The 18,311-nt window shown below is 66.4% G+C and carries 12 protein-coding genes and 1 pseudogene; 12 read left to right on the top strand and 1 reads right to left on the bottom strand.

Going from position 1 to position 18,311, the window contains the following annotated elements; all coding sequences use genetic code 11:
- Positions 1–593 precede the first annotated feature (593 nt).
- From VN461_05095 to VN461_05065, 7 genes and pseudogenes are all read left to right on the top strand, one after another.
- Positions 594–1,313, top strand: coding sequence for an HAD-IA family hydrolase (locus VN461_05095; protein HXB54136.1), 720 nt, complete (start codon positions 594–596; stop codon positions 1,311–1,313).
- A 221-nt stretch (positions 1,314–1,534) separates the two neighbouring features.
- Positions 1,535–2,149, top strand: a complete 615-nt coding sequence (locus tag VN461_05090; protein HXB54135.1) for a lysophospholipid acyltransferase family protein — start codon at positions 1,535–1,537, stop codon at positions 2,147–2,149.
- Positions 2,150–2,889: 740 nt separating this feature from the next.
- Positions 2,890–3,115 (top strand): annotated as a pseudogene (locus VN461_05085) (winged helix-turn-helix domain-containing protein).
- Positions 3,116–3,302: 187 nt separating this feature from the next.
- Positions 3,303–5,648: a hypothetical protein gene (locus VN461_05080; protein HXB54134.1), complete on the top strand. Its 2,346-nt coding sequence runs from the start codon at positions 3,303–3,305 to the stop codon at positions 5,646–5,648.
- Between the two features lie 411 nt (positions 5,649–6,059).
- On the top strand, positions 6,060–8,453 hold the full coding sequence (locus tag VN461_05075; protein HXB54133.1) for a hypothetical protein: 2,394 nt from the start codon (positions 6,060–6,062) through the stop codon (positions 8,451–8,453).
- A gap of 253 nt (positions 8,454–8,706) precedes the next feature.
- Positions 8,707–10,020 carry an aminotransferase class V-fold PLP-dependent enzyme gene (locus VN461_05070; GenBank protein ID HXB54132.1) on the top strand — a complete coding sequence of 438 codons (1,314 nt, stop codon included), beginning with the start codon at positions 8,707–8,709 and terminating at the stop codon, positions 10,018–10,020.
- 141 nt (positions 10,021–10,161) lie between these two features.
- The gene (locus VN461_05065) at positions 10,162–11,979 is read left to right on the top strand and encodes a hypothetical protein (protein ID HXB54131.1); all 1,818 of its coding nucleotides are present in this window, start codon (positions 10,162–10,164) and stop codon (positions 11,977–11,979) included.
- A gap of 213 nt (positions 11,980–12,192) precedes the next feature.
- On the opposite strand, the gene VN461_05060 is transcribed toward VN461_05065, so the two are convergent.
- Entirely contained in the window at positions 12,193–13,503 is a 1,311-nt protein-coding gene (locus tag VN461_05060) for a S41 family peptidase (protein HXB54130.1), read from the bottom strand.
- Between the two features lie 375 nt (positions 13,504–13,878).
- Here VN461_05060 and VN461_05055 point away from each other — a divergent pair, with 375 nt between their 5' ends.
- From VN461_05055 to VN461_05035, 5 genes are all read left to right on the top strand, one after another.
- Positions 13,879–14,949, top strand: a complete 1,071-nt coding sequence (locus VN461_05055; protein HXB54129.1) for a fumarylacetoacetate hydrolase family protein — start codon at positions 13,879–13,881, stop codon at positions 14,947–14,949.
- A 63-nt stretch (positions 14,950–15,012) separates the two neighbouring features.
- A complete protein-coding gene (locus VN461_05050) occupies positions 15,013–15,501 on the top strand; it encodes a heme-binding protein (GenBank protein HXB54128.1) in 489 nt (162 codons plus the stop codon).
- 130 nt (positions 15,502–15,631) lie between these two features.
- On the top strand, positions 15,632–16,162 hold the full coding sequence (locus tag VN461_05045) for a hypothetical protein (protein ID HXB54127.1): 531 nt from the start codon (positions 15,632–15,634) through the stop codon (positions 16,160–16,162).
- Between the two features lie 242 nt (positions 16,163–16,404).
- Entirely contained in the window at positions 16,405–17,076 is a 672-nt protein-coding gene (locus VN461_05040; protein ID HXB54126.1) for a PKD domain-containing protein, read from the top strand.
- Positions 17,077–17,086: 10 nt separating this feature from the next.
- Complete coding sequence (locus VN461_05035; protein HXB54125.1) at positions 17,087–18,073, top strand: potassium channel family protein; 987 nt, start codon at positions 17,087–17,089, stop codon at positions 18,071–18,073.
- Positions 18,074–18,311: the final 238 nt, after the last annotated feature.

The following is an 18,311-nucleotide window of genomic DNA, read 5'->3' as shown; positions in this document are numbered from 1 at the left end:
CACGGTGGCGCAGACGGTCGTCCGGGCGGGGACACCGCCGGGCACGCCGGGGTTCCAGGTGGTGAGCCGATCGGGGGGGAGGATGGCGGCCGTGGCCGGCGAAGCGATCGCAAGACCGACGCCAAGGACGAGCGCACGTTGACACGAGGGGAATCCCAAAGGCATCGGTTCTCCTTCATCCAGGAGGCCGCCGTCTGCCTTGAGGAGCCAACCCGCTTGCGCCCGGGGGCTCATCCTTCTCTTGAGAAGGGGCTACCCTGTTTCCGCCAACAAAGTAGCCGTTATGACCGCACCGCCGATATTGGGGATATGCCTTAGTTTCCGCGATATGTTGCCTTAGTGCATGGCTGCACTAGGCCATTCGCTCATGTTTGACGTGGTTTAGGCTGGTCTTGTTGTGACGACAGCACAGTAGGCAACTCATTGGCGTGTGCGTCGGGCGTCCCTGCCGGGCGCAACGGACAGGCAGTATCGTGACGAGATTCACAAGCCGGAAGAGCTCGGAGTCGGTCTGCGACGCTTCGAGCCCCTAGGCTAACTCGCGGGGAAGCCGCGCTGCTTGCGCTGTTTGTCCTACTGGAAGAAGCTCAGGTATGACCACCCCGACCGCAATCATCTGGGATTTCGACGGCACCCTGGCCGACACTCGGCGGCGGAACTACAACGTCGTCCGTCGGCTGATCGCCGAGACTACGGGCAGAGCACTCGATAGCATTCCCGCGCTCGCTTCTCCCGAGATCTACGACCAGGTGAACCGGCGATACTTCAATTGGCGGGAGCTCTATGCTCAGGAGTTCGGCTTCAATGAGGACGAAACCGACCGGCTCGGCCGCCTGTGGGCGGCGTACCAGCTCAAGGACGATACACCGACCGAGATCTTCGAGGGCATCGGCGAGGTCCTGGTAGGGCTGCGCCAGGCAAAGCACGGAATCGTGTCCCAGAACGCCCGCGACCAGATCGCACGCACTCTCGCCGGCGCACGGCTGGCTGAGCACTTCCGGGTGATCGTGGGCTACGACGAGGTGGACATAAAGCGCCAGAAGCCGGAGCCCGACGGGCTACTTGCTTGTCTGAAGCAGCTCAACGAGCTCGCCCCCGGTCGCGCCCTCTACGTCGGGGACCACGAGACCGATGTTCGATGTGCTCGCAACGCACAGCAAGCCCTTGCCGCGAGTGGTCTCGCGGTCGAGGTGGTGAGCGTGGCCGCTTGCTTCGGTGGTCATGCCGGTCCCGGCGCCTGGACACAACAGCCCGACTACGTGGCCTGGTCGCCGCACCAAGTTGTCGAGATCGCCCGGCAGCTCGGTTTCTAGCTGGTGCCGGGTGGGTCGGGCGAGGCCAAGAACGCCCGGTCTATGGCTGCCAAATGCGCGAACGTTGCCCCTGTCAGGATCTTCCCCACGGCCAGGAAACGTGGTTCTGAGCGAGTCTTCAACTCGAACAAATCATAGGTATCCGGGATGAGCCGCACGGCCAGCAACTGTTCTTGGTGTACTGTTCGGCCATCTGTGCCTGACCCGGGCTGCCAGACTTGATGCTTCCGCCCATCGGGCCCTCCGTGCCGCGGCGAGGCAACGCCTTCTCGCGCGGCGTCGGCCGTCTCGCCCTCCGGGGCATTGGCTGGCGCCTCGAGGGTGAGGTTCCGAATGTCCCGCGCTGCGTGGCAATCGTGGCGCCTCACACGTCGAACCGGGACTTCGTGGTGGGCCTCGCCGCTCTTCTGGCGCTGGGTTTGCGCGGCCGCTTCCTGGCTAAGGACACGCTCTTCCGGCCTCCGCTCGGTACCTTCCTCAGGTGGATGGGCGGTCTCCCCGTTGATCGGGCTACCCCCGACGGCGTGGTTGAGCAGGCAGTGTCGTCGCTCCGTGAGGGCGAGCCGACGGTCCTCGCCCTCGCGCCCGAGGGGACCCGGAAGCGCGTGGAACGATGGAAGACCGGCTTCTATCGCATCGCGGTCGGGGCGGGGGTGCCCATTTGGCCAGTGGCGCTCGACTACCGGACGCGTACTGTGCGTCTCCACCCGGCGTTGGATCCGAGCGGGGACATGGAATCGGACCTGGCGAGGTTGCAGTCGCTCTACGAGCCGGCGATGGCTCGCTATCCTGAGCACTACGGCGTGCCTTCGCCGCCGACACAGGTTGTAACCTGATCGCCGAGCTGACCGCTTCCGCCTGTACTGCGTTCGCTCCCGTGCCCCCTAGGGCATTCTGCGTCTGGGTCCCGCCTGCCCGCGTCTAACCCGGCGGAGACAAAGCGCGGTCCGTGACCGTCTCGACTGGCGGCGCGCTCAGCTTGCGCGGTTAGTGGTTCCAAGGATAGTGGTTCTAATACGCTCGACTAACGGTCCCTCGCGACGCCGCGCTAAACGATGAGCCTCCCCTCTGAGCTCGGCGATTGCGATACTCTAGGGCCCTCTTGGAGAGGGCCGCCATGGTGAGAGCCCTGACGACAGTGAACCTCGCTCTCCGGCTGTAGCGAGGCAACAACGAGGCCGGACGAGCCCAGATGTCGGCCAGGCCAAGACCAGGCAGGCGAGATGCAGCCGCGGTGGGGCTCTCGGCACCGTCGCTCTTAAAGGCGCCCAGAAGGAGTCGCTGATGCAGAAGTCGGACTATTGCAAGAAATGCAAGGCTGCATTCATCGTGATCGCGGATCCCAATGGAAGCGACGGCCCGGTGCTTGTCGTACTGTATTGTCCCAATTGTGGCGAACGATTCACCATGGACATTCCCGCCGGCTACAACTCCAGCTCCGTAACCATCATAAGCGCCTGAACGCTTTAGGACCAGATCGGGATCAAGAACGCCGCTTAAGAAAAGACCCGACGTCATTTGGCGGGAGCGCTTGAGCAGGGTCCCCGGGGCGCCTCCGCTTTCGGCCTCGACCGATATGTCCAGGCGAAATCCAATCCTCTTTGAGCACCTCTGGCGCTTTGCCGTCGCCCAGAGCGTCTTCGAGCCCAGCGCTGAAACGCGCCCCGCCCCGGCTGGGCTTTGTCCAGCCCGATCCGATCCGCGCTCCCGCGCCCGCTCAGGACCTTACCCTGCGCCATCGCGTCAAGGGCTACCAAGCGGGGGGCCTCGAACGGCGCCACGCGAAGCTGGGCATCGAGGAGGGCTTCTTCGTCGCCAACGGCTTCGTGACGAGCTCGCGGCAGACATCGGCGGGGGCAAGCTCTTCGTCAAGAACGGTCGGCTTTGGCCCCGGTTCGGTCATGTCGAATCGCACCCACCGCGCGATCGCGGCCTCAAGCGCGACCTCGAGGCAGGGCTCGACCGCATGCGAGCCTTTCTGGGTCTCGCATGAGCTCGCGTCGTGCCCTGGCCGGGGTGATCCTCACCAGCCTCGCCACCCTCCTGCTCGAGCTGACCCTCACCCGCCTCTTCTCGGCCACCATGTTCTACCACTTTGCCTTTCTGGCCGTGTCCCTGGCTCTGTTCGGCTCGGGGGCGAGCGGAGTCGCACTCTACGCGATGCGGTTCCGGCCCCCCGTCCCCAGCCGAGCCCTCGCCCTCTTCGCGGCGCTCTTCGCGGCCGCGACCGTGGCCGCACTGCTCGTGGTCCTGGCCAACCCCATCCCGCCCGCGAGCCCGGGCCCGCAGACGGTCCCGCCGCTGGCCGCGATCTACGGAGCGGCCGCTTTGGCCTTCTTCTTCTCGGGTTGCACGATCACGCTCGCCCTCACGGTGTGGGCCCCCGAAGCGAGCCGGATCTACGCCTGCGACCTAGCCGGCGCGGCCGCGGGCTGCCTGCTCCTCGTGCCCGCGCTCGAGGTGCTGGGGGCGGTGGATGCGGTCCTGTTGGTCGCGGCTCTGGCCGGGCTTGCCGGCGTCGTGTTCGCGGGCCCGGACGCGGGTCGCGGGGCTCGCATCTCGGTGGCGGTGGTGGCGGCCGGGACTTTGGCCCTCCTGGTCGGAAACCATACGTACCACTGGATCCGCCTCCGGGAAGCCAAGGGCCTCCCCGAGACCGGCCTCCTCTTTTCGAAGTGGAACTCCTTCTCCCGGGTCACCGTGGCCGGCAGCGGCGACAGCGACCGCCTGCTGATCCTCATCGATGCCGACGCCGGGACCCTCTTGTACCGCGACGCCGCAGACAGCCAGCGTCATGCCCGGCAAGGGAACCGCATCGACTCCCTGGCCTACCACCTGGGAGGGCGGGACAAGGTGCTGGTGATCGGACCGGGAGGGGGGGTGGACGTGATCATCGCCCGCCTCTTCGGTGCACGGGAGGTTACGGCCGTTGAGGTGAACCCCCTGGTAGCGCGGGACGTAGTGTCGGCGGAGCCCTTCCGGAGCTTCTCGGGCCGACTCTACGAGCAGCCGGGGGTGAAACTGGTGGTGGACGAAGCACGGAGCTTCATCCGGCGCTCGCCGGAAAAGTACGATCTGATCCTTGGGACCATGGTGGATACGTGGGCGGCCACTTCCGCCGGCGCCTTTGCCCTCGCCGAGAACAACCTCTATACCGAGGAGGCCTTCCGGGACTACCTCAGCCGCCTCAGCCCAAGCGGCATTCTGAGCATGACTCGCTGGTACCAGAACCCGCCCGACCAGCTCCTGCGGCTCGTCTCCCTCGGGCGCGCAGCCCTTATGGCGTCCGGGGTTGCCGATGCCGCGGGCCACTTCATCCTTGTCCGGGGCCTGCCCGAGGAGGGCCAGCCCCTGGCCACCGCCACCTTCCTCCTCAAGAAGACTCCCTTCACGGACGCGGAGGTCGAGCGGGCGGAGGCCTTTGCGGAGCGGCTCGGCTTTGAGGTGCTCTACACGCCCCGCACGCGTCCCCGCGGCCCCATCTCCCTCCTGATCGAAGCCCGCGACCCGCAAGGGTTCTGGTCCACATTCCCGAGCGACATCTCCCCCCCGCGCGACGACCGCCCTTTCTTTTTCCAGTCCGTGCGGCCCGGGCGTCTCCTGAACCCCCGCTGGGCCCGGGGGGAGTGGCGCAAGACCAACCTGGGCACCGTCGTGCTCGTTACCCTGGTGGGGATCAGCGCCGTCCTGGTGGCGCTCTTCGTGCTCGGGCCGCTCTTGCTCGTGCGGGCCCGGTTGGAGGACCAGCCGGGGAGGGCGGGCGCGCTCCTGTACTTTGCCTGCCTGGGCATGGGCTTCATCGTGGTCGAGTTGGTGATGGTGCAGAAGTGCGTGCTCTTCCTCGGACATCCCGCCTATGCGCTGACCGTGGTCCTCTTCTCGGTGCTCGTGTTTAGCGGCCTAGGCAGCGCGCTCTCCGCGCGCATCCCCCGGGAGCGGCTCCCCTCGTTGCTCATGTGGCTCCTGCCCGCGGTGGCCGCCTTGGTCGTGGCCTACGTGCTCTGGCTCGGGCCCGCCTTCTACGGGCTCGTCCACCTCGGTGCCGCCTCGAGGGTCGCCCTGACCGTGACGTTCCTGGCCCCGCTGGGTCTGCTGCTCGGCGTGCCCATGCCCGCCGGCCTCCGGCTTCTCGCGGGGGGGGCCCCAGGCCTTGTTCCCTGGGCCTGGGGCGTCAATGGCGCTGCCTCCGTCCTGGGCTCGTCGGCCGCGGTGGCCCTGGCCATGCTGTGGGGGTTCGACCGGACGCTGCTCGTGGGCGCCGGCCTCTACTTCGTGACGTTGGCCTTGGTGGCACGGGGGGCCCTCCCCGCGGGTTCTCCCGCCGGGGCGCCGTGAACACGCTTCTAGCCGGTTGCGGGGTAGCGGAGGTCGCCCCCGCCCTCGCGTCGGACGCCCGCGATCGCACGGTCGGGCCCGCGCGTGTAGAGCGCAAGAGGCAGAGGCCCCAGGGTCCGCTTGGACGTAGACCCGGGATAAAGGCGAAGAGCCTACAAAGCGGGGACCGGGATCCCTCCGTAGATCCACGCCCTTGGAGGGAGGGGGATGGGCCACAGCTGGACATCTCTCGGGGCGGCCAACGGCGACGGACTTGCAAACGCTGACGGCAACGGAAGCGTCAAAGGATGGGGGTCGAACTCGGCCACCCGAGATCGTTCCGAGAAGTGTGCTCCGGAAGAGAGCCGTGAAGGACGTTGACTATCGACGTTGACATCGGAATGAGTGGTTCGCCTGTCCTAGGGGGTTACCGTGTCTTCAACCGTTGATCCCGTGCCGCCCGCCCCGATAAGCGATGAGAGTCGCCCTCCCCTGAGGCTCCGTATCAAGGATCGGTGGGGCAGGGTATGGCGCTGGTGGGCCCATACGTGGTCGACGATCCGCCCCGGCCCGGAGGCGCTGAACGGCGTCATTTGGGCGTCCTGGATAACCGGGGCCGTGGCCGCCATCATCGGCGGCTACTACCTGCGCTCGGGGTTCGGCCTCTTGATCGATTTCGTTTTCGCCTTTGCCGTCGGGGCTCTTGTCGTCTTGCTGGGAGCGCTCGGCGTAGGCCTGCTGCTGACCCTGTTTGGAAAGCTGCCCCGATTCGCCACCGGCATTGTTGTCGGCACGTGTCTTTTCATCGTGATTCAGTGGCCCCTTGAGCTGGGTCTCATCCTGGGCGTCTCCGTCCTCCTGGTGGAGGGAGTTCTGGGCGTTGCGATCGCGACCCTCGTCCATGGCCATTTCCAGACGGCGCCGCGCAGCAAGAAGGTCTTCACGACCACCCTCTTCGTGGCCGCGCTCGCGGCCAATGCCGCCTTCCTTTACTTCATCATGGGCGAGGGGACGGAGAAAGGCATGCTCCAGCTCCCAGACATGAGCCCTCCCTCTCCCGCCCCCCTGTCGGCTCCGAACCCGGCCGACCAAGGACCCTACAAAACCAGGTCGCTGCTCTACGGCAGCGGGACGGATATCCGGCGGCCTGAATACGGCAAGTCGGTCGCAATCAAGACCGATACCGTAGATGCTTCTTTGTTCTTCAAAGACTTCAAGGGCTGGAAGGCCAAGCTCCGGAGAGCGTACTGGGGTTTTGGCATGGACAAGCTTCCCCTGAACGGACGCGTTTGGTATCCCGAGGGCGACGGTCCGTTTCCCCTGGCCCTGATCGTCCATGGCAACCATACGATGTCCGATTTCTCCGACCCGGGATACGAGTACCTGGGGGAGTTGTTGGCAAGCCGTGGCTTCATCCTCGCTTCCCTCGACGAAAACTTCCTGAACGGCGGTCTGTTTCACGACCCACCCAAGCAGCAGGCCGTGCGCGGCTGGATGCTGCTCGAGCACCTCAAGCTCTGGCGAACCTGGAACGGAACACCGGGGAACCCCTTCTACAAGAAGGTGGACGTGGACAACGTAGCCCTGATGGGCCACTCTCGGGGCGGGGAAGCGGCGGCGACGGCGGCGCTCTTCAACCGGCTGCCGTGCTATCCGGACGACGCCAACATCAAGTTCAGCTACGGCTATCCCATCAAGTCGGTCGTCGCCATCGCCCCCGCCGACGGACAGTACAAGCCCGCGGGGCAATGGCGGTATATCGACAACGTGAGCTACCTGACTCTGCAGGGCGCCAACGACGCTGACGTCTCGTCCTTCATGGGGAGCCGGCAATGGGACCACGTGCGTTACACGGAACCGGGCCCCTGGTTCAAGGCGGAGGTCTACGTCTACCGCGCTAACCACGGCCAGTTTAATACCGGCTGGGGCAGAAGCGATGTCGGCCAGCCCATGAGCCACTTCCTGAACTTGAAACCCCTCCTGAGCGGAGAGGATCAGCGGCGCATCGCCAAGGTCTATATCTCCGCGTTTCTGGAGACCACCCTCCACGACCGCCGCGAATACCTGCCCCTCTTCCGCGACTATCGCCGTGTCCGCTCCTGGCTACCCCCTACCCTCTATATGAGCCGCTATCAGGACGCCTCCTACAGGGTCATCAGCGACTTCAGTGAAGACCCCGACCCTACGACCACCACGGTTTCGGGAGGGCGGATTGCCGCCGAGAATCTGTCCGTCTGGCGCGAGGGCAAGATTCCCTTTCGCCAGGGCGACCGTGACTACAACGGCGTGTTTCTCGGATGGAACCGCTCCGCGCAGAAGGACGGGACACCGCCGGCTCTGCCCGTCTATTCGATCTCGCTGCCGGAGACAAGGCCGCCCCGTTGGACGCTCAGCCCAGACTCCATCCTCTCGATGTCGCTCGCGGTGACGGATGAGAAAGCACCACCGCCGGGCAAGAAGCCGGACGATGAGGAGAAGGAGGACAAGGCCAAGGAGAAAGACAAGAAGGACGCGAAGGAGGAGGCCACCGACTTCACGATCGAAATGCGGACCGTCGATGGGGTCACGTCGAGCCTGCCCCTGAGCCGTTTCGGCACGCTTCCGCCCCCCTTCAAGGTCCGCTTCACCAAGCTGGCGCGGATGGACAGCTGGCAATACAAGAAGGACTCCGAGCCCGCCTTCCAGACCTTTGAGCTTCCACTCTCTGCATTCGCGGAACAGGCGAAGGGCTTCGATCCCTCGAGGATCGGGACGATCCGGCTGCTGTTCGACCGCACGCCGTCCCGGGTGATTATCCTGAGCGAAATCGGTTTCGCGGGGGGGTAGTCCTGAGACCAGCCCTCATCCGGGGACGCCCGGCCCCGGGCTGAACAATCGGTCGCTCGCGATCTGTGCTCGGCAGAGATTGCGCCCCCTCCCAAGAGCGCCGCCCCCTCAAAGGGTCGTGGCCTACCCGCCCTTCGTGACCGATCCCGGACCCCTCGACTACCGGCAGGCAAAGGGGACGCACGCGGCTGAACCAGCCGCGCGCGGTCCCCATGTTTTGCTTTAATATTTTGGCTCCGGGAGGAGGTGCCCCATGGCCATGAACCGTCGCGGTTTCCTGATGACGACCGGGGTCTCAATCGCCGCCGGTGCTCTCGCACGCCCCACGTGGACGCAATCGTTGCCGACGGCAAAGGTGGCGATCCCGCCCTCCCCGCCGCGCTCCTGGGCCTGGGTCCGCGATCAGTTCCCGGTCGCGCGCGACCTTGCTCACTTCTCCGCCTTCTTCATCACCTCCCACCCACGGCCGGTACACGACGCTATCGAGGAGCTTCGCCGCGCCCTGGACGAGAACCCGTTCGAGACCGTGGAGCACAATCTGTTCCAAAGGCCGGACGAGGTTCGCGCGGCGGCGGCCGAATACCTGGGCGGCCGAGCCCAAGACGTGGCCTTGACCCGTTGCACGACGGAGGGACTCGCCCTCGTTTACTCGGGCCTGCGCCTCAAACCGGGCCAGGAGATCCTCACCACCCTGCACGATCATTATTCACACCACGAGTCGATCCGGCTGGCCGCCCAGCGCACGGGGGCGGAGGTGCGGAGAATCGCGCTCTATGACACGGGCAGCCGCGCCCGCGCGGACGAGGCCGTCGATCGCCTCCGCCGGGCCATCCGTCCGGCCACCCGCGTGGTCGGGGTGACATGGGTCCATTCCTCGACCGGGGTCAAGCTCCCCCTGCGGGCGCTGGCCTCGGTCATCGCGGACGCCAACCGGTCACGGGAGGCGAGCGACCGCATCCTGCTCGTGGTGGACGGCGTGCACGGGTTCGGCGTCGAGGACGAGGCGGTGGCGGAGATCGGGTGCGATTTCTTCGCCGCCGGGGCGCACAAATGGATCTTCGGCCCGCGGGGGACCGGAGTCCTCTGGGGACGGCGTGAGGCCTGGGAGCAGGTACAGCCGACCGTGCCCGCGTTCGAGACGGGGCCCTACGTGGCGTGGGGCGAGGGCCGGGATCCGGGGGTAACGGAGGGGCGGTGGGTCTCGCCGGGCGGGTTCCACGCCTACGAGCACATGTGGGCGCTGCCGGCGGCGTTCGCTTTCCATCGGGAGATCGGAAGGGCCCGGATTGCGGCGCGCATCCAGGAACTGAACGCACGCATTAAGGAAGGGCTGGCCGGGCTCCGCCGGGTGGTGGTGCATACGCCCCGCGAGGCCGGCATGTCGGCCGGACTCGTAGCCTTCGAGGTGGGGGGCCTGAAGCCGGAGGACGTGGTCCGTCGCCTGCGGGAGAAGCGGATCATCGCATCCACGAGCCCCTACTTCCCGCCATTCGCCCGGCTGGCGGGTAGCCTCTTGAACACGCCGGAGGAGGTCGATACAGCCGTGGCCGCGGTCGCGACGCTCTAACCGAGCGCGCGTGGCGTCGTTGCTGGGAACGAGCGCGCTCGCTTCCGAAGAAGGGGTCCCAGAGCAGGTGGCCTCGCGGTCGGGAGCCGGGTTAGGCGCCCGACGAATCCCAGGGCAAGATCAGGGAAAGAGGGGAGCTCGATGGCGGAGAGTGGCAAGGGCGACACGCTGCGCGCACTGGCAATCGCGACCGCCCTGGTTGGAGGGGGTCTCATCATCCCCGGTTGCGGCTCCTCGAGCAGCCACGCCACCCCTCCGGCCTCGAACAATCCCTTCTGGCCGCAGTGGGGGTTGAATCCCCAGCACACGGGCCGGGTGATGGTGGCGGGGCAGCCCCTGGATCATCAGCTGGCCATGATCGTGTACGACCCCTTCGTCACCCAGGAGCAGGCGGAGTTCTCGGGATCGCTCCTGTCCCACTACCCGGTGCCCTTGATCGACGGGAATGACTTCTACATGGAGGTCAAGACGGGGACTTACCCCTCGTGCAGTCCCCCCGGGGATTGGGCCAACGGCAGCACCTGCGGCCCCAACGCGTGGAACCAGCTGGTGTGGACGGTGAAGCGCTACACCTGGGAGAGCGGCCAGCCGGCCGAGGTCTGGGCCTTCTCGACGGACTGGAAGCCGGAGCCGAACGGGCTGGGTCTGAGCGGCTGGGAGCCGGTCTTCCAGCCCGTCCTCGCGAACGGCTTCCTCTATGCTCCCGGCGCTTCGGGGGCGCTGTGGAAGGTTGACAAGGACTCGGGGAAGTCGGCCTCCAAGATCGACCCCTTCGCGGGGGCTAACCCCGATCCCAGGAATACGTTCGTGTCGGGCCCCCTCACCGCTGACGCCGGGGGCAACATCTACTACAACGTCCTTTTTCTGGGCGACCCTCGCGTTGCCGATCCCTGGCTGGCCACGGACGTCCAGGGGGCGTGGCTCGTGAAGGTGTCCCCCAACGACGCCGCCACCGTCGCCACGTATCGATCGCTGGTGCCGGGGGCGCCGCCCGGGATCGCCTCCTCTTGCCCGGGCGCCTTCGCGGACCAGAATTCCCTGCCCTGGCCCCCCGCTCCCACCGCCGCGCCGCCGCCCCAGCCTTGCGGTTCGCAGCGCCCCGGGGTCAACGTCGCTCCCGCCGTGGCTCCCGATGGAACGGTCTACACGGTGAGCCGCGCGCATTTCGACGCCACGGTCGCCTATCTCCTGGCCGTGAACCCTGATCTCACCCCCAGGTGGCAGGCCACGCTGCAACGGCGCCTGAGCGATGGCTGCGGCGTCATCGTGCCCATCGGCACCGCCGCCGGCGAGCCCAACACCTGTCGCGTGGGCGCCCGGCCGGGGGTCGACCCGACCACGAATGACTCGGGCTCGGGCTCCGTCGTCGATCAGGCGTCCTCCTCTCCCGCCGTTCTTCCCGATGGCAGCGTCGTTTTCGGGGCCATGACCAATTACAACGCTTCCCGCGGGCACCTCTTCAAGTTCGATCCGGAGGGCGGATTCGTGGGGGCGTTTGATTTTGGGTGGGATTCGACCCCGGCGGTCTACGTGCACGACGGCACCTACTCCATTGTCATCAAGGACAATCACTACGGGGGCGCCGGCTTGTACTGCTCCTTCAACGGCAACCCTCTCTGCGAGCCCGTCCCCCCCGGGCCTTTCTACATCACCCAGCTCGGACCGCAACTGAACGTCGAGTGGAGCTTCCAGAACACCAATCGCCCGCCCTCCAACCCCAACGGCTTTGAGTGGTGTGTGAATGCTCCCGCCATCGATGCCAACGGCTTGGTCTATGCCAACAGCGAGGACGGCAACCTCTACGCGATCCCCCAGGGCCACCGCGGGGTCTTCACGGCCCCCCAGCAGACGCTCTTCCTCAAAGAGGCGATCGGGGCGGCCTATACCCCGCTCTCCCTGGGGCCCGATGGCAAGATCTACACCCTGAACGCGGGAAGCCTGTTCATCGTCGGGAGGTGAGGGCCGGGGGGGTTCGGGGCCATCCCCGCCGAGCCTCGCCGCCGCGGGTCAGAGCGGTCTAGATCCCCCTGTCCGCCTAGGCCCGACCCGGGACTCGGCATGGGTTCGCCGGCCCGGGCGCACAAGCCCATCCCCGGCCCAAGACCGATCCACACCGGCCTGGACGGGACCGATGGGAGGCGCCCCGCGGGTAGGCGAACCCCGGTTTTGGGATCAGTATGCGTTGATCAGCTGGCGCCACCCGTCGCGCGCCACTCGGCGGTGCGGCGAGGTCGCGCGGCTGGCATTCGGTCGCGTCGCCGCCTGGGGGCAGCTCTGGGTGCGGATGTAGCTCAGGGCCGTGGCCAGGGAGGCCTCGTCGGGGTCGCCCAGGGCGTGCTCCACATCATCGGCGGCCGGGCACGTCGGGGGGAGGCCGTTGAAGTAATCGCCGTAGCCGCTGACGTTCTCTATCTTGAAGGTGATGGGGTAGAGCACGTCGGCGCAGACGTTGAAGCCGTCCTCTCCCACCGGCTTGCCGAAGGTGGCGGCGCCCACGGTGACGACGTCGATGAAGGGCTTGAGGGCGTTGATGATGAACTCGCTGGCGGAGGCGCTCGACTCGGTGGTGATGAAGAATACCTGCGTCAGGCTCAAGGGGCCGGCGATGCTGGGAAACGTGATCGTCTGGTTCTGGCTCGTGTGCTTGTCGTTATAGGTGAGGGTGGCGAGCGATTTCCCGGCGTAGCTGTTCCCCGCGATCAGCGAGGCCAGGTGCTGGGCCACGCTCACCTCGCCGCCCCCGTTGTAGCGTTCGTCGATCACCACGTGGGTGACTCCCTGGCTTGCAAACTGCGCGAAGGCCTGGTCGAGCTCGGCGTTGGAGGGATCGATGAAGCTGTTGAAGAGGAAGTACCCGATGCGCTCCCGTCCGTCATCGAACACGTTCACCTGCGCCACGCTCGGCTGCGTAATCACCGCGGACGTCAGCGTGACGGTGTAGGTTTGCGACTGAAGGCTCGTGTACGCGAACGTCTTGCTGACCCCGGGAGTGGCGGCGCCGAGCGCGCTGTCCAGCTGGTTGTTGGCGACCAGGGTGGGCACGGGTACGCCGTTCACGGCGGTCACGGTATCGCCCCGGGTGATGCCGGCTTGGTCGGCGGGACTGCCCGGAAAGACCTGGTTCACATTCAGGTTGTTGCTGGCGCTCAGGCCGAAGCCGAGGCCGTAGCCGACATACTGGCCGGCTCCATAGAAGGACTGGTTGGCGGCCTGGGTGGTGATGTAGCTGAACCGGTCCAGGGGTTGCTGGCGAATGGCGTCGAGGAGGGCGTTCTGGCTCGCGTAGTTGGCGGGATTTACGTTGCTGGGCAGGGACTGATACCAGTAGTACCAGGACTGCATGACCGACAGGACCTGCGCATTCTCGCCGGCCACGCTGCAATCGGAGGCGGAGGGTGCGCCGCCTTGGGATGAAGTCCCGCCGCAGGCGTAGAGCAGGGAAAGCAAGCCTACCGCGGGGGCTGCCCAGAGCCGGTGCATCATTGACCTCCTAATGGACACGAGCGTCTTGCGGATCATCGGGTGCGCTGGATCCAGGGCCGCTGCATTGCAACCGACGTGCCGGGACGCGCGGCAAGTGCCTTGCCCGAAGCCCGCCGAGAAGAGGCCGCTGGCCGGTTGTCACCGCCATGGCCATTCCTGTCCCGCGGACAGGATGTCCGAGACTTGCGACACGGGCGCCTTTCTCCCCCCAAGCGGGGGCCCCCGCACTCTCCGCAAGGATAGCATCAGGTCACCGCTCCACCGGTGCCCGGGTTTGGCTTTCCTGCCCCCGGATCCCAGGCCGCTCGGTTTGAGCCTGCGGGGCCCCGTCCCCTTGCGAAGCCCCGGTGCGGGCCGGGTTAGAATGCCAGCCCAATGTCCGTCCTACCCGCGAAGATCCGACCGGGTAACGAATCCGGGGGTGCCGCCATGGAGCAGGATCGCAGGACGTTTCTGAGGGGGGCGGGGGCCGCGGGCGCCGTTGCCGCCACGGCCAGACTGGCGGGAGGAGAGGGCGAGCCCAAGCCTCTCCGCAACCGGGTCCGGGGCACGGCGCGGGGGCTGACCCTCCTGACTCTGCGCCGCGACGGCGAATACCGTCTGGGCGTCAAGACGGAGAAGGGCATTCTGGACGTGAAAGAGGCGGCCCGAATCCTCCACCTGCCCGCCCCCGCCACCATGGATGATCTGCTTCAGAATGAGGATGGCCCCAGCCTGAATGCGCTGGTCGAGGCGGCAACGAAGTCCGTCGAGGTTCGACCGGCCCTGGTCAACGAGGAGAGCATCGAATACGGACCGGTGGTGACTCGCCCCGAGAAGATCGTCTGCGTGGGCTTGAATTATCGGGGGCACGCCCTCGAGATAGGGATGTCGCCTCAGAAGCAGCCGGTGTTGTTCAACAAGTTCAACAACGCCCTCAACTCTCATAAGGGCACGATCAAGCTCCCGCGCGCGGTGGCGGAGAAGTTCGACTACGAAGTCGAGCTCGTCATGGTCATCGGTAAGGAGACGAGAAACGTGAGCGAGGCGGATGCCCTTTCCTACGTTGCCGGGTACTGTACCGGCAATGACTTCACGGCCCGAGACCTGCAGCTGGAGACGGGCGGCCAGTGGATGATCGGCAAGACGCCGGACCAGTTCGCTCCCTTGGGGCCCTACCTCGTCACCGCCGATCAGGTCGATCCCGACAACCTGAAGATCGAGTGCCGAGTCAATGGGGAGACGCGGCAATCCTCGAGCACCCGTGACTTCATCTTCAACAGCCGGCAGATGATCAGCTACATCTCGCGCATCATTACCTTGAGACCCGGCGACATCATCTTCACGGGGACCCCGCAGGGCGTCATCCAAGGCCGCCCCCCGGAGAAGCGGGTATGGCTTAAGCCCGGCGACAAGGTTGCCTGCAGCCTGGAGAAGCTGGGCGAGCTGAGGTTCGAGTTGGTGTGAGGGCGCGTAGGTAAGAACGGGTCGGAATTTCCCGTCCCGCGTCGAGTCCAGAGAGGAGCCAGCATGTCACTGCGGATCGCCGTCAAGGGGGTCGTGGCCCTGACCCTGGCGCTGTGCGCGTCGCCGCTATGGGCGCAGTTGCCAAATCCCTACGGTCTGCCCGTCGCCCTGGAGCACGCCAAAAGCGCCGCCGGTCCCGCGCTGGCCGAGGCGCGCAAGAACGGCTGGACGATGGCGGTGGCCATCGTCGACCCTGCCGGCAACCTTGTCTACTTCGAGAAGATGGACGGCACCCAGACGGGCAGCGTCAAAGTGGCGATCGAGAAGGCGCGTTCGGCGGCTCTGTACAAGCGCCCGACCAAGGCTTTCCAGGACGCTCTGGCCGCGGGGGGGGAGGGTCTCCGCATTCTGCGCCTGGAAGGGGCGGTGCCGGTCGATGGTGGCTTCCCCCTCCTCATGGACGGCAAGATCGTGGGCGCGATCGGAGTGTCGGGCGCCACCAGCCAGCAAGACGGCCAGTGCGCCAAGGCGGGCGCGGACGCCCTGAAGTAGCCCTGCGGGAGCCTGCCTCCCCCCCGGGCTTTCGCTTGGACGGTTGGTGGCACCTAGGGCACCGTGCCGTGCGTGCCTAAAGGAACTCAGGGCAAGGTGTAACAGTGTGTTTGGAGGATGAAACGCGCTTATGAAGAGACAAGCTACGCTCTTGATGACCCTTTCCGCGATGGGGATCTGCGGGTTGCTGGTGGCGGGGGAGAAGAGCACCGCCGGAAAAGGGGGGGCCGGTCCCGCCGCCTTCGAGAAGCTGAAGGCGCTGAACGGCGAATGGCGGGGCACGGTCCAAAGCAAGGACGGTCCGCCGGCGACGGTCACTTACCGAACCACCTCGAACGGGAGCGCGGTCCTAGAAGACCTCTTTCCGGGCACGAGCCACGAGATGATCACGATCTATCATCTGGACGGCGACGCGCTCGTTCTCACCCACTACTGCGCAATGGGCAATCAGCCCCGGATGAGCCTCACCACCAGCGACGCGGGCGAGCTCGTCTTCGATTTTGCGGGGGGAGCCAACCTGAAGCCGGACGTCGATACCCACATGCACTCGGCTCGGATCAACCTTCGCGACGCCGACCACTTGGAGAGCGAGTGGGTGGTCTACCAGTCCGGCCGGCGCCTCGATAGCAAGAAGTTCTTCCTGGAGCGTTACAAGCCGTAGGGGCGCACCGGCACCGGCTCTTCTCCGCCGAGGGAGTGGGGGAGTCGTTTGCCGAGGTGGACGACTCCCGAGGGCCGCCTCCGCCGGCGGCGGGGGCGGGCGCGCCCCATTCCGCCTCCGCCCCGAGGGTGACCGGGCCCCCGAACGGGGAGAGGGGTGCCTTTCCGCGAATAAAAGAAGATTCCTTAGTTTCCCCAAGCGCCGCGGGGCGTGTATGATTCACCGAAAATTGACATCCGGCCATGAGGAAGATTCTGGCGTCTGGCACCGCTCTCGCTCTGCCGATCTTGGCCGGCCTCGCCGATTGCCATAAGAGCAGCCCCACCGCCCCCACCCTCTCCGCGAGTTGCTCCGCGAGCCCGTCCTCGGGTCCGGCCCCCCTCGCCGTGAGCTTCAACTTGAACGTGGTGGGATCGCCAGGATCCTTCACCGTCGCCATCGACTACGGAGACGGCAGCACGGGCAGCAACCCCAACGCCGCTCACACCTACACCGGGGTGGGGATGTTCACGGCCTCCTTCACCGTGAGCTCGGCGACTCAGTCCGCCCGCTGCTCCACGGCCGTGAGCGTGAGCGCGCCCGCGCCCCCGCCCAACCAGCCGGCGGTGGCGATATTCAAGACCACGCCCGCGGCCAGCTCGCGCGACGTCATCACCGGCGTGGCCCCGCTCTTGGTCCAGTTCACCATGTGCGGGTCGCACGATCTGGATGGCGACAACCTCTACTTCACCATGGATTTCCTGGGTGACGGCCACCAGGAGGTGCACGGTCCGACCGGCGCCAACTGCCGCCGCAACTACACCTACCCGGTCGGCCTCTTCTCGCCCCAGCTCTGCGTCACCGACGCGGGGCTGGACTTCGCTCTGCTGCATCCTTTCCAGTGCAAGACCTACACCGTGAGGGTGGTTCCCTAGGAGGACCGCTATGAACGCTCTCCGCCGGGCCGGCCAGCGCATCGATCACGCGTTGCGCGAAGGCTTCGCCAACGAGCACTCGGCGCTCTACCGCGAGATGCACGCCTTCATCATGGTCTTGATCTTCGTCTCCGTCATATCCGTCACCCTGGCCTCGATGCAGGACCTCTACGTCCAGTACGAGCTGATCTTCGAGTGGTCGGAGATCGTGATCGTCTCCATTTTCACGGCCGAGTTCCTCATCAATATCTACGTGGCGGAAGACCGCAAGAAGTACCTTCTCGGCTGGGGCATTATCGACTTCCTGGCCATCGCCCCCACCATCCTCCTCATGCTGGACATACGGGCCCTCAAGGTGGCCCGTGTTCTCAGGGTGCTGCGCTTCCTGAGGCTGATGCGGATCCTGCGCGTGCTCAAGCTGGCCAAGGTCGCCGCCCAACAGTTGGAGAAGCGCAAGGAGCAGCGCCTCAACACCCTCCGCATGGACCTGCAGATCTACTTCATCGCCCTCTTCTCCGCGGTGACGATCTTCAGCACCCTGGAGTTCTACGCGGAGGAGCAGGTTCCGGGCACCCTCTTCGTGCACATCCCCGCGACCATGTGGTGGTGCATCGTGACCATCACCACCACCGGCTACGGGGACATGGTCCCTGCCACCCCCGCGGGGAAGGTCGTAGCCGGCGCCACCATGCTTGCTGGCCTCGCCCTCTTCGGCCTCCTCATGAACGTGGTGGGGAAAGCGATGCTCTCCTCCCTCTTCGGCAGCACCGACCTCGATGCCCACGACGAGACGGTTCGCCGGGCGGAGGCGGCCGCGGTCGGGAAGCAAGGGAGGCCGGGGGGCGAGGCCCCCTCAGAGGCCGCGGTTGCCCCAGGGAGACCGGGCTCGACGGCGGAGATGACCTGCTCTTGCGGGCAGGCGCTGAACCCCCTCTGGCGCCTCTGCCCGCACTGCGGGACACCGACCCCGCGCGGGGCCCGGACGGCTCCCGGTTAGCGCCGCGAGATCAGCGCGGGCCCAGACCGGGGCCTTCGACGGGGACGGGTCGGGGTGATCGGCGAGGGAGGGAGAGACACCGTCTCCGTTTCCATCAGCCAAGTTCCGTGGAAGAGCGGGTGTTCGGCCAGCCGGTGCCAGCCGCGGCCTTCCAAGTCGTGCGGTATGGGCATTCCGTGAGCACCCGTCTCGGAAGCCCATTGAAGAAATACGGCCGAACCCGCCGCCCCTGAGGACC

The organism is Vicinamibacteria bacterium, assembly GCA_035570235.1.
Lineage (GTDB): Bacteria > Acidobacteriota > Vicinamibacteria > Fen-336 > Fen-336 > DATMML01.
The sequence above is the reverse complement of the archived record's forward strand: the minus strand, read 5'-3'. Positions and strand labels throughout refer to the sequence as shown.